We start from the raw sequence: 11,639 nt of genomic DNA, 5'->3' as shown, positions 1-11,639 counted from the left end.
ATCGATGATATCGCCGATGGCCTCAAGATCAGTAATAATATAGAGGAGCGCCAGCTCCCGCTGCACCTGCTCGCGCGTCAGGCGACTCTCATCGAGCTGAGTCAGATAGCGCTTAATAGCCGCATTAAGCTGATCAAGCTGGTCATCCAACTCGTGAATGCGCTCAGGCACGCGGGCGTCAGGTTTCTCGAAGGCCAGCATCGACAGGCGCAGCATCTCCGTCACGATATCGGCCATGCGCAGCACCTCGCGCGTCGCCTGACCCAGGGCGACCGCCGGTGAAGCCAGGGCCTCGGGATCAAGGTAGCGTGGCCCTAGCTGCTGTTCATACTGATTTTCCTGCTCAGGGAGCAGGAGCGTCACCAGGCGCGTGACTGGAGCGGCCAGAGGAACAAAGACGCTTGCCAGGGCCAGATTAAAGATCAGATGCGTCAGGGCCACCTGCCAGGCAGGTTCCAATCCGAGCTGAGCCAGCAAGCTGGTCAACGGCTGCAGCAGAGCCAGGGCGACAGCGGCGCCCAGCGACTTGGTACCGGTATGGAGCAGAGCTAAACGGCGCCCTGTCACTGACTGGCGACTGAGGGCCGTCAGCAGAGCGGTCAGGGTTGAGCCGATATTGGCCCCGAAGAGCAGCGCCAGAGCGGCAAAGACAGAGAGCGCCCCGCTAGCGGTCAAGACCAGCACCAGGCCAATGGCTGCTGCGCTAGAGGCAAAGGCCAGGGCCAACAACAGGCCCAACAGGGCCAGCACAAGCGGCGCCCCCGTCAAAGCGCGCAGTACCTCGGCAGTAATCGGGCTGGCGGCAATCGGACCGCTGCCGGCCTGCAAGGCTGCCAGGCCAAGCAAGATTACCCCAAAGCCGAAGGCTGCTTGTCCCAGATCGCGCTGTGGCTTATGCTGTGTCAGCAGTCCCAAAGCAGCCCCTGCGCCGGCGATCGGGATAGCATAGTCGGCGATATGGAAAGCAAGCAACTGCACGACCAGCGTAGAGCCGACATTGGTGCCCAGGATCATGACGAAGGCCGTCGTTAACGGAACCAGCTCGGCATTCACCAGTTCCACCAGGAGCGAGGACGTTGCGCTTGAACTCTGCGTCAGCGCTGTAACCAGCAGACCGACGCCGAACGCCATGAAAGGGCGCTGGGCTAGCGCCATCGTGGCCTTTTGCAGGCGCGGACCAGCGGCGCGCTGCATGGCCTCCGATAGGAGGCGCAGACCATAGAGCAATAAGAGGGCCCCACCAAGCAACAGGCCCACTACCATTGTCGGATTGCTTGCCGTTGCCATTGCTTGCTATCTCTCCCCTCCCGTCTCTGATCTCTGAGATCTTCCGGCTCCTATGAGGAGCTGTCTTCAGCAGCCCGCATGGAGACTGCCAAGCTGACCTGAACAGTGCTCAGCCGGCTCGCCTAAGAGGCGATGTTATCGGCTCGCGTCGTGGTGGCGTGCGTGCGAAGTCGCCTGACTGGCTGTTTGGTTTTGTTGCCGCGCTGCTATGGAGGCTGGCTATGCCCGCTGGCTTGGGGGTCTGGCTCGCAGCCCGGCTTGGTCCAGCTCGCTCTGCTCGCTCGGGCTGCGCTGCCCGTTGGCTCGCTGCACCGACTGAGGAAGCATTAACTGAATATTAACTTTATGTTAAGGGAATGTTAAATACACTATAGCACGGAGAGACGGCGACCGCAAGAGGACTCATCAATGTTGGCGGAGAAGCAAAAGGCCTTTGGCGTCCTGCCAAGGTCCAGCCTTGGCAAATTGACACTGACTGACCGGCCTGCTTAACACACTGGCTCACCAGGCCGCTGCTCTTCAGCCGGCTGGCGGGCTAGTGAGCTGAAAGAATACCTGCGACTTTATTGACGAAGATAGTCCCAGAATGGGTTTGCAGCAAGAGGAGGTACTTGGCAGGACAATAAGGAGGCGAGCCGAGCACCTCGACTGGAGTGGCGGCCTGGTATCAGAGTTGACTGGGTCTTTCCTGCTCCCGGCGTTCTGAGCGATCACCCTGGCCTGCGTGAAACGCCTGCGCTGGCAGGAAGGAAGATAGTATCTGGTCTCAGTCATGTGCCTTGCTCTCCCATACTTATCTTTGTCAGAAAGGGGCGGATCACCGGGAAGAAAGGCTTTGTTTTGACCACCTCTCTGGGTTGCTCGTTATAACAGTGAATGCCAGCAAGGAAGCAAAGAAAGATAGCAGAAGAAGGGCAAGCCTGCACTTTCATGTTATTCTAGATATAGAGGGAGAAAAGAGTACTATTCTATGAAACGTGCGCCAACTGCCGATATTCTCTGGTTGTTTATTCTGAGCCGCATCGCGCTGATTCTGGTAACCTACTTTGCCTATACCCTGCTCAATGGGCCGCGGCCTCCGCAGTATATAGCGCCGCCGGTCAGCCTGCTAGCGGCAGCCACGTCCTGGAAGCGCTGGGATGCGATTCACTATGTAGAGATTGCCCAGTTCGGCTATCGCAGTCCCTTTGACAGCGCATTCTTTCCGCTTTTTCCACTACTGATCAGCATCTGTGCCCATATCGTTGGTAATCACGGTTATTTCCTCTTTGGGGTCCTTATCAGCAATCTAGCCCTACTCGGCTCCCTGTTCACACTCTATCAGCTCGCCAGCGAGGCTTTGGGCGAGCAGATGAGCCGTCGTACGCTGCTCTATCTCTGTATTTTCCCGACGGCCTTTTTCTTCTTCACTGCCTATAACGAATCGCTTTTCCTGCTGCTGGTCACAGGCTGCTTCCTGGCCTTACGTCGCAGGCGCTGGTGGCTGGCTGGGTTCCTTGGGATGCTAGCAGCGTTAACACGCTCGCCGGGCATCTTGCTGACCCTTCCTTACCTGTGGGAAGTCTGGACCACCCGCAGCAGCCTGGGGCTGCTCCCTGAGCGAGGTGAGTGGCGCTCTTTCATTCTGCGTATCCTGCCGATAGTACTGATACCGCTGGGGACAGGCCTCTACTGTCTCTATTGCTGGCATCTCTTTCACTCGCCTTTCAGCTTTGCGGCAGTACAATATCGTTGGGCCCATCGCACTGTCTGGCCGTGGGAAGGCATCTGGAAAGCGCTGGTAGAGCTATTCTGGCTACAGCCTGCTGGCTCGCTCTTCTCCGTTCATCTAGTGCTTGACCTCAGCGCCACTCTGGGCTTTATCGTGCTAGCGGTGCTGGGCTGGCGCCGTCTGCGATTCAGCTATACCCTCTGGATCGCCGCTTTGCTGCTTCTCTACCTGATAGAGCCAAGCATCAATCAGCCAGATTCGCTCATCTCTAATCAGCGCTTTGTCCTGGAGATGTTCCCTGGCTTTATGACTTTAGCGGCGCTCGCCTGCGAACGCCCACGCCTCCATCAGGCGATAACCCTGATCTTTCCACCTCTCCAGGCCACGCTGAGCATCATTTTCATCATGGGCTTCTGGATGGTGTGAGAATCAGGTGAGAATGGTGTGAGGATGCTTGGAGAATGGTTCGCCAATGGAGGATACTCGAGCATTGGCAGCTTTAACCTGGGCCTGATCCTGACTCGCGCTGCCAAAGGCTTGGCCCGCTGGGATCGGCTCAAAAGCGCTAGATGGCACATGAACAACAAACTACTGATTGAAGATAGACAACAGGAAAGAGAACAGCATGGGAAGCGCGTGACTTCAGCGCACATGCGCACGCGTTTCTCGCTCGTGGCTGTGCTACTCGTTCTCTACCTGACCGGTGTTGTGGTGGCTATAGCCCCCCTAGAGCAGCTAGCCGGGCATCCTGTGGCGGGCCGGCTTCCGGGCACCCTTTTGAGACCGCTGGGCCTCTGGCTGCCCACCCGCCTGGTGCTCTTGTGCTCGCGTGCTCTGCCGTTTCTAGACAAAGCTGATCTCACCTTTCATTTCTGGATGCTTGTGCTCTTCCTGCTCTACGGAACAGTGCTATGGCTGGTCTGGAACTGGGTCGCCACGGCGCGTCAGCGTTGCCAATTGCTGGGGCTAGTGGGTAGTATCCTCCTGATAGGCGGAGGAATACTGGTCGTAGCGCCTGGCATGCTCTCGCACGATATCTTTGTCTACGCTGGTTATGGTCGTGTCATTGTGGCACACGGGGCCAACCCCTACTTTGTCCCGCTCTCCGCCTTTCCAAACGATCCCCTTACGCCGTTAGACGACTGGAAAACGGCGGTAGCGGCCTACGGACCACTCTGGCTACTGGTCTGTGCGGCTTTAAGTTGGCTCTTGGGGGCCAATGCCGTAGCCTACGTGCTGGCTTTTCGCCTCCTCGCCTTGGCTGCTCACCTGCTCAACATGGCTCTGATTGTGCTAATTCTGCGAGCGCTGGGGCGTTCAGAGCGTGTGATAGCCGTGGGGGGAATCCTCTACGGGCTTAATCCGCTCATGCTCATCGAAAGCGCTCTGGGGGCTCACAACGATGTCTTAATGATGACCGGCCTGCTGCTGGGCTGCTGGTGCTGTGCTGATGCTGAAGGGGCACGCCTTGAGCAAACGCGGTACTGGTTACCGGCGCTGGTGCTCATGCTAGTGGCGGCCTTGATCAAGTTTACGGCTCTACTTGGGGTGGCGCTCTTTCTCTGCTTGCTTCTGATGCGAACGCTGCGGCCTGAGGGTAGCCAGCGCTTCTTGCCGGCCTTGCGTCGCTACTGGCGCCCGGCCTTAGCGCAGCTTCTGCTGGCGCTTGGCTGTGGGCTGTGTGTAGGGGGGCTGGCCTATTTCCCTTTCTGGGTCGGTCACAGTCCTCATGAGATCATGATCAGCCTGGTGGCGCCACCCTCGACCAGTCGCGAGCTGGGGCAATTTTCGATTCTGCGTGCCATTCAGGAATGGAGGCACTATCATCCGCAGCCGCTCCAGGGGATGGCAGGGCAACTGCTCGCCCTCTTGGGGCAGCGAAGCACCTGGAATGCTCTCCAGGGGCTGGCTCTCCTGGTTGCTCTGGGAGGAGCACTGTGGTTGCTCTGGAAGCAGCCCCAGTTGCAGCGCTGGGCTGTTGGTTCACTGCTGACGATGGGGGCCATCTTCCTGGTGACCCCCTGGTTTTTCCCCTGGTACCTGGCCTGGCTCATAGCTCTGGCCCCGCTGGCTCTCCCTCTATCTGAGCGCTCCAAAGCTCTAGAGTATGCCTTGCAGGTCTTTGTTCTCGTCTTCTCGCTCTCAGCCTTTGCCATCTATCTTTCTCGCGGCTATGTGCCGGCAAAAGGTGGCTGGATCGGCTGGATGGGTCTCAGTGCAGTGGCTCCGCCCAGCCTGGCCTTTGGATTAGCCTGGTTGGGCGGCTGGTGGCAAACCAGGCGGCGTAGCAGTAGTAGCAGTAACGGGGGCCTCTTGCTGCGTCCGTCTGGTCCTTGAGATTGTGTTTTGGCGGATCGGGGCGTATACTGGCCCGGTAAAAGATCGCTCGCTTGATTTGTGATAAGCACCCGCTGAAAGGGAAGGAGGCGGCATGTTCTGGTGGTCGCGCTTAGCACTGATGGGCATTGTCAGCCGGCCAATGGTATCGTTGGGAACGCTGGCAGCGCTCATCTCGCTGCAGACGCTCCAAGAGGCGCTGCATGTCTGGGGCTATCTCGCGGTGGCCCTCTTTATTATGATTGAAAGCTCGGGTATTCCCTTCCCTGGGGAGACGATGCTCTTGCTGGCCTCGTTCCTGGCCGGGGTTGATCGCCAGCTACAAATTCCGCTGGTCATTGCCTGCGCGGCGCTTGGGGCCATTGTTGGCGATAACCTGGGCTATCTGCTCGGTCGTCACGGTGGCAGGCCTCTGGTCGAGCGTTTTGGGCGCTACCTCTTTCTGAAGGCCGAGCATCTGGACCGGGCCGAGCAGTTCTTTGCCCGTCACGGCGACAAGACGGTCTTCTTTGGGCGCTTCATTGCTGTGCTGCGGGCCTGGGCGGCCTTTCTGGCGGGGGTCAATCGCATGCGCTGGCGGACGTTTCTTATCTACAATGCGGCGGGAGGCATTGTCTGGGCGACAGTCTTCGGGCTGCTCGGCTACTTTGCCGGGCGCGTTTTCCACGATAATTTTGCGGCTGTCGAGCACCTGGCGCGTACCATTAGCTGGACTGGGGCCCTGGTGCTGCTTGTCGTTGGGCTGGCGGCGCTCTTCCTCTACCGTCTGCGTCGCGCTCGCTTGAGCAGGCAAAAGGCGGCAGTCCTCGCTCATCGGGAGCAGGGTCGCGATAGGCAAGTGGGGGAGGCAGCTCCTGCGGAGCAACGGCAGCGAGCCTTGGCAACTGTCTCGCGCGCGGAGGAGACGTCACCGACGACCATAGCCGCTGCCGCTGAGCCTGGGGCGCGCTCCCCTGACGGGAAAGATAAGGAGCAGGCCCCTGATACTGAGGGGGAATGCTGAGCCAGGCTCTGGCCAGGGCCGCTCTTCTCCGCTACCTCCTCATCTTGGAGAAGGTTGTTCATAGCCTTACGGCTTTTCTACTACGAAACAAGGTTCCCCGATTTAGTACTACTGCTTTGCTGTCTGCCAGCAGAAACATGCTACAATAGCGACAGATGCTATCTGGGGAAAAGCGAGGTCGCCTATGCCGGCATTGCGAGAAGGCCAGAGGTTCGAACGCTATCGTGTTATCAAGCTTCTTGGCAGCGGAGTAGCCGGTGAAAGCTATGAGGCGGAGGATACGCTGCTGTTACGCAAAGTGGTATTGAAGCTGCTGCATCCCTGGGCGCCGCTCTCTGATGCAGCACGGCGGCAGTTCTTCCGTGAGATGCAAGGCATCAGTCAGTTGACTCACCGCTACCTGGCGCCTGTGCTCGATTATGGAGAGCTGCATGGTAGCCTCTATGTGGCGCGGCGCTTGTTCAGCAGTGGCTCGCTTCTAAACAGCGATGGGCGCTTGTGGTTTAGTCCGCCGTTGGAGCTGTCCGCGGCAGTCAGCTATGCCCATCAGTTGGCGCAGGCGCTCCAGCATATTCACAATGCCGGCTATCTACATGGGGGACTGACTCTAGCCAACATTATGGTGCTGCGTGGGCCAAACGTTGAAGGCGCGCCAGACCATGCCCCTTTTATGCTGGCCGATACGGGGTTGGCGCACTTTGTGCGCCGCTTTGGACGGCTGCTGCGTCCGGTGATGCCCGTGACGGCGGCTCCAGAGCAGCTCGGTGGGCGGGCCACTCAGGCTAGCGATCAGTTTGCTCTGGCGGTGATTGTCTATACGTGGCTTGCTGGACGTCCCCCTTATTTGGGCCTGCCCGAGGAGATCGCTCAGGCTAAACTCTCTGAATCCTTCCCTTCGCTCCTGTCTCTGAATCCTCAGATGCCCCTGGAAGTGGAGGGGATCATCCGCCGCGCACTTTCGGTCTATCCCGAGGATCGCTATCCTTCGGTATTGGCCTTCGCGGATGCGCTGCGCCAGGTTGTGCAGCGTCTGGCTGCTTCGAGCGTTCAGCCCACTCCTGCGACGCCTGCTGAGGAGCAACCTCGCGAGGCAGTGGCTGCGCCCGCGGCCTCAGAGCAAGAGGCTCTCAGGATGGAGAGCCGGCCGCCACATGGGCAGACAACGGACGAGAGTCAGCCGTCAGCGGTCGCTGGTGAGGCGGAGCCTGCGGCTGCAGTGGGGCCAATGCTGGCTGCTGCACTGGCCGGGGCAGAGGTTACCTCTGAGCAAGACACCTTGCCGTCAGCCTCTCAGACGCAGGAACAGGAACAAGTGATAATTCAAGCAACAGAAGATAAAAGGACTGGAGAAGCGACTAGTGAAGAACAGGCGGGAGTAACGCTGTTGGTGGCAGAGGCTGAGATGGGCAATGGGAGCAGCTTGCACGATGGACGCGATGGGCAGCCGGCAATGGCTAGCGGTGATGGTGCTACCCCGCTCTTGCCAGAAGCGCAGCCGGAGCCAGTCGCGGGTGAGCAGCGCTCTCCCGATGAAGAGGGCCAGCCGGATGCCGTGTCCGTGCTGAGGAGCGTCTCGGAGAGTCAGCCTGCGCCAGAAGTAGCCACAGAGCGGACCAGGGAAGGGCCAGCAGTAGAGGCGACGGCTGTAGAGACTGCTGGCGGCGACCGCATTGTGAGCGGTTCCGAGGCCGGCTCTGCCCTGACCTATTTGGAGGCCCTGTTACAAGCAACCCGGCCCTCAGCAGATGCATCCCAATCCGTGACTTCTGGACAGAGCGACGTGCCTGCAGCGGCCCCAGTGCCAGCCGTACCTGCGCTTTCCTCTGTAGAGATGGTAGCTCCTGCTCCCGTTGCTGCCGGGCAGGAGGGTCAGGACAAGGGTGAGACTGGACAGACTGAGGCAGTTCCTGGCCCAGCAGATGGAGGGCAGGCGCAGCCTGGGCTTCTCTCCGAGGGGTCTTTGCTCGAAGTGCTATCCGGTCTCCATCCGCAGCCGCACCCCCCAGTGGCTGCCGAATCTCTGGAGCAGCCTCAGAGTCAGGAGGCTCGCCTTGGCGAGACACAGACGGCCTTAACAGTAGAGGGCTCGCAGGCGGAATCAGAGAAGGTCCCCACAACGGCGGTGGCCGCTGAAATAGTAGTGTCGACGCGCGAGGATGGAGAAAGTGGGGAAACGGCTGGCACCTTGAAGGAAGGAGAAGAGCAGCCGGCAGAGTGCCCTGGAGAGCTGTCTGAGTCATCAGCGCTTGCCTCTGAAGCTCTGGCGGATGATCCACCGGCTTATGTTCTAGTGCTGCCACCGGCGACCGCGGCGCGTCCCGCGACCCTTGTGGAGCTGGCTGCTGCGGAAATCACTATCGGGCGCGCCGGCGATAGCGGCATCCTGCTTGAAGGAGATCGGCGCGTCTCTCGGCGTCACGCTTTCCTGAAGCGCGAAGGGAGAAAGCTCCTCATTCTCGATGGCGATAATGCCGAAGGGGTCTTTGTCAATGGCCAGCGTCTGGCGCAGAAGGGCAGTCAGGTGCTGCAGATAGGCGACCACATTCGTATTGGTGACCACGAACTGATTATCTGCCGAAGCAGGGAGGAAGCGCAGCAGGTGCAGCGGGAACGAGGAGAAGCTGGCCAGCAAGCCGACTCGCGCCATACTGCTGATGCAGCCGATTCCTCATCTGCGACGCCTTCACTCGAGAGGTAATGATGGACGCCAGACTGCCTCATTGCCTGCTGCCGACTGTGGCTGGTTAGCCGGCAGGCTGCTAGCAGGTTATGCCTTGAAGCAAGGCCCGGCCCATGTGTCCCTCTTTCCTGGGAGTGGGATTTTTTTGGCTGTTGGACGGATCGATCGCAGCCTTCTCTGTGCTCTCTGTCTCACACCACGGTTATTGAGAGCGCCAGGCAAGCAGGTTGCGCTCTTCTCACATGGAATACAATGGAAAGCATAGCATAGGCTAATGTAAGGAGACGCAATCTGTGGTCTATAGCCTGCTCAAGGCCGTTGTCAGTATCTGCTTCAATCTACTCAACCTGCTGCTTGGGGGCAATCTCCCGCCGCTGGGAGCGGTCAATGTTGTGGTTGAGGACCGAGGGCGCTTCCTGGTGGTGCGCACGGCTCGGGGCACGTGGAGCTTTCCCGGGGGCTTTATCCGCTGGCACGAAACGCCGCTGGAGGCGGCGGTACGTGAATGTGAGGAAGAGACCGGCCTGCAGATTCAGGCCCGGAGCATTATCGGCTGCTATTGGTTGGTGAGCGCCTCTGTGACGCAGATGAGTTCCTTAACGGCGGTCGTCTATGGCGAGGTGATCGGTGGACAGTTACGCTCAAGCCTGGAGGGTGAGCCGCTCTGGTTAGAGCGCGACGAGGCCTTGCGCCGTCTGGGAGAGGAGACACGCGCGATCTTCGCCGACTATGAGCGCTTTCTTGCCGGCCAGGGAGCTATGGGACAGGGGCCGGAGCCAAAGCATGGGCGGGAGCGTTAGGTCGCTAGCCAGTAAGCCTGCTTGGGAAAATGACTGCCCCTGAGCGCTGTCAGACTGAGAATGGGGCCGCGAACTGGGCGGTTGAGATCGCCTCGCCGTGCTATTGTACTTGGTGATGGGGCAGAGCGCTGGCCGGCTCCCATTCAGACAGTCAGAAAGAAAGCCAGTAAGTACGTCAAGAAGGTGGTTGCTCACAGTACTGATGGCCGACAACAGCAAGGCAATGCAAACGGAAGTGATCGCTGTTGATCCGCAGCAGCCGCAGGCAGACATCATTGAGCGGGCGGCGTCGCTGCTGCGGGCGGGCGAGCTGGTGGTTTTTCCAACGGAGACCGTCTATGGCCTGGGGGGCGATGCGTTACGGGAAGAGGCGGCGCGGCGCATCTTTGCCGCCAAGGGACGCCCGTTGACTGATCCGCTCATTGTGCATATAGCACAGATGGAAGAGCTGGAGACGGTAGCTGCTAGTGTGCCGGAACGCGCGCAGCGGCTGGCTGCCGCTTTCTGGCCTGGCCCATTAACGTTGATTTTGCCGCGTGGGAAGCAAGTGCCGACCCTGGTGACGGCGGGCCTGGAGACGGTGGCCGTGCGCATGCCGAGCCATCCCGTGGCGCGCGCTCTCATTCGGGCTGCCGGCAGACCTATCGCCGCGCCCAGCGCCAACCGCTTCAAGCATGTCAGTCCAACGACGGCCCAGCACGCGCTAGCAGATCTCGGCGGGCGCGTGCCGCTGATCCTCGATGGGGGGCCAACACCGGTCGGCGTTGAGTCGACGGTGGTCGATGTCGCTGCGCCGGTGCCGCGCATCCTGCGCCCCGGTGGAACCAGCCTGGAGGCTCTGCGCGAGGTGCTGCCGGAGATAGAGCCACCTCTGCCGCCACGGACCACGGCCTTTGACAAACCCGAGCGCGAGGAGGGAGAAGCGCAGCGCTCGCCCGGTCAGATGCTCGTGCACTATTCGCCGACAGTGCCTCTGCTGCTCTTCGAGGGAGAAGATGAGGCCCAGCGTGCGGCCATCGTTGCGGAGACGCTGCGTCGCCTGGAGCGTGGCGAGCGGGTGGGCATTCTGGCGGCGAGCGAAGATGTAGAAGCCCTGCGCCCATGTGCCGAGCGTGGGGCCCTGGTGCAGGCGCCGGCCTCGTTGGAGGAGCCGGCGAGGATAGCGGCGGCCCTCTTTGCCACCTTGCGGGCGCTGGAAGAGGCAGGGGTCAATGTGATCCTCTGTCGCAGCTTTCGGCCTGTGGGCCTGGGGCTGGCGGTGCAGGACCGCCTGCGGCGTGCGGCGGGTGGGCGAATTATCCAGGTTGATCCCTCCGCAGACGCGGCTGAAGGAGTCCGGTGAGCTTCTGAATCAGCATTTCTAGCAACATCCCGCAGGTCGAGGTTAGTAACAGCCAGATAGGAAAAATGCAGCAATACAGGCTTAGATACGTCTCGGCCAGTTGGATCGACTGTGGCGACGGCTGGGTAAAAGAGGGACTGGAGAAAAGACCAATGGTGAGCGTGGCAAGCATGATCAGCAAACCACCGAGGTGAGCGCGCCAGGCCTGGCCAAAGGACCGGAAGCGAGCACGCCGGGCTAGCCAGCCGGTGAAGACAGCAGCCAGGGGCCAGCCAGCCAGGGCGACGGCGCTCTGCCAGGTGCTTGGGAAAAAGCGGTTTGCTGGCAAGAGCCTATTGAGTCCCCAGAGTGCTGCGGTTAGAAGGCTGCTCACCAGGGCACCGCGCCAGCTTCCGAAGACTTTCCCTGCCAGGGTAGGGGTGGCCGGTAACAGCAATAGCATAGCCACCAGAGTGATCACGGCCCAGCTCGGTGCAGTC

8 protein-coding genes are annotated in these 11,639 nt (G+C 60.2%); 6 read left to right on the top strand and 2 right to left on the bottom strand.

The window, feature by feature from the left end; translation table 11 throughout:
• Nucleotides 1-1,287, bottom strand: a 1,287-nt coding sequence (locus IRZ24_RS10570) for a Na/Pi cotransporter family protein (RefSeq protein WP_297163681.1), incomplete at its 3' end; no start/stop codon positions are given.
• 970 nt (nucleotides 1,288-2,257) lie between these two features.
• Here IRZ24_RS10570 and IRZ24_RS10565 point away from each other — a divergent pair.
• From IRZ24_RS10565 to IRZ24_RS10540, 6 genes are all read left to right on the top strand, one after another.
• Nucleotides 2,258-3,424 carry a mannosyltransferase family protein gene (locus IRZ24_RS10565; protein ID WP_297163679.1) on the top strand — a complete coding sequence of 389 codons (1,167 nt, stop codon included), beginning with the start codon at nucleotides 2,258-2,260 and terminating at the stop codon, nucleotides 3,422-3,424.
• A 150-nt stretch (nucleotides 3,425-3,574) separates the two neighbouring features.
• On the top strand, nucleotides 3,575-5,335 hold the full coding sequence (locus IRZ24_RS10560; protein WP_297163676.1) for a hypothetical protein: 1,761 nt from the start codon (nucleotides 3,575-3,577) through the stop codon (nucleotides 5,333-5,335).
• A gap of 94 nt (nucleotides 5,336-5,429) precedes the next feature.
• Nucleotides 5,430-6,338, top strand: a complete 909-nt coding sequence (locus IRZ24_RS10555) for a DedA family protein (protein WP_297163673.1) — start codon at nucleotides 5,430-5,432, stop codon at nucleotides 6,336-6,338.
• A gap of 184 nt (nucleotides 6,339-6,522) precedes the next feature.
• Nucleotides 6,523-9,036: a protein kinase gene (locus tag IRZ24_RS10550; RefSeq protein ID WP_297163669.1), complete on the top strand. Its 2,514-nt coding sequence runs from the start codon at nucleotides 6,523-6,525 to the stop codon at nucleotides 9,034-9,036.
• 275 nt (nucleotides 9,037-9,311) lie between these two features.
• Nucleotides 9,312-9,818 (top strand): NUDIX hydrolase, encoded by a 507-nt coding sequence (locus tag IRZ24_RS10545; RefSeq protein ID WP_297163666.1) that lies wholly within the window; start codon nucleotides 9,312-9,314, stop codon nucleotides 9,816-9,818.
• A gap of 223 nt (nucleotides 9,819-10,041) precedes the next feature.
• Nucleotides 10,042-11,160 carry an L-threonylcarbamoyladenylate synthase gene (locus tag IRZ24_RS10540; RefSeq protein WP_297163664.1) on the top strand — a complete coding sequence of 373 codons (1,119 nt, stop codon included), beginning with the start codon at nucleotides 10,042-10,044 and terminating at the stop codon, nucleotides 11,158-11,160.
• Here the strand turns inward: IRZ24_RS10540 and IRZ24_RS10535 are convergent.
• On the bottom strand, nucleotides 11,114-11,639 hold a 526-nt coding region (locus IRZ24_RS10535; protein ID WP_297163661.1), incomplete at its 5' end, for a hypothetical protein. The two genes, IRZ24_RS10540 and IRZ24_RS10535, sit on opposite strands and share 47 nt — an antisense overlap.

It is taken from the genome of Thermogemmatispora sp., from assembly GCF_019683755.1.
Lineage (GTDB): Bacteria > Chloroflexota > Ktedonobacteria > Ktedonobacterales > Ktedonobacteraceae > Thermogemmatispora.
Note: the sequence above shows the minus strand (reverse complement) of the source record. Positions and strands in the feature narration are given on the sequence as shown.

Excerpts from the sequence above, each read along its gene's own strand:
- IRZ24_RS10565 (WP_297163679.1), top strand. The coding sequence starts at position 2,258 with ATGAAACGTGCGCCAACTGCCGATATTCTCTGGTTGTTTATTCTGAGC.
- IRZ24_RS10560 (WP_297163676.1), top strand. The coding sequence starts at position 3,575 with ATGAACAACAAACTACTGATTGAAGATAGACAACAGGAAAGAGAACAG.
- IRZ24_RS10555 (WP_297163673.1), top strand. The coding sequence starts at position 5,430 with ATGTTCTGGTGGTCGCGCTTAGCACTGATGGGCATTGTCAGCCGGCCA.
- IRZ24_RS10550 (WP_297163669.1), top strand. The coding sequence starts at position 6,523 with ATGCCGGCATTGCGAGAAGGCCAGAGGTTCGAACGCTATCGTGTTATC.
- IRZ24_RS10540 (WP_297163664.1), top strand. The coding sequence starts at position 10,042 with ATGCAAACGGAAGTGATCGCTGTTGATCCGCAGCAGCCGCAGGCAGAC.